The organism is Streptomyces capoamus (assembly GCF_014654935.1).
Taxonomy (GTDB): Bacteria; Actinomycetota; Actinomycetes; order Streptomycetales; family Streptomycetaceae; genus Streptomyces; species Streptomyces capoamus.
This window is the reverse complement of the sequence record NZ_BNBF01000146.1, coordinates 1-503: the sequence shown is the minus strand read 5'-3', so window position 1 is coordinate 503 and position 503 is coordinate 1. Positions and strand designations below refer to the sequence as shown.

The following is a 503-nucleotide window of genomic DNA, read 5'->3' as shown; positions in this document are numbered from 1 at the left end:
TTGGCTAGCCAAACGGACAAAGTGCCCTGCATCTTTTTTATTTCCCCCACACCTTTTTTATATAAAATTAAGTATTTCACATTTACCGTTAATTCTAATTTATGAAGATTTTTTTCTGATTCTCTAAAAGCCTCCCTAATTCACTAATTCGTGGGACGATACTGGACTTTTGTATTTAAAAAATGTTTCAGTAGAGATCTCTGAAGTAGATGATGGTGGATAGAGTAGTTCTTGATCATAATTTCCAATATGCGGACTGCGTACAACAAAAAACTTGTGATTGGTAGTAAAACACCGATTACCCTGTTGAGGTCTAATTCGATCCTTATAGATTTCTCTAGCTATTTTCTTACGAAGCTTTGTTATAGCGTCTATAACAGCCTCTGGTTTAGGTGGACAACCCGGCAAATAGACATCTACAGGAATTAGCTTATCAACTCCTCGAACAGTACTATAAGAATCGGTACTGAACATCCCCCCTGTAATTGTACAGGCTCCCATAG

Annotated in this window: 1 protein-coding gene; it reads right to left on the bottom strand. The window is 37.2% G+C overall.

The annotated features are described in order from the left end of the window. Nucleotides 1–135: 135 nt before the first annotated feature. On the bottom strand, nt 136–503 hold a 368-nt coding region (locus tag IE312_RS45000), incomplete at its 5' end, for an NADH-quinone oxidoreductase subunit B family protein (RefSeq protein ID WP_502267016.1).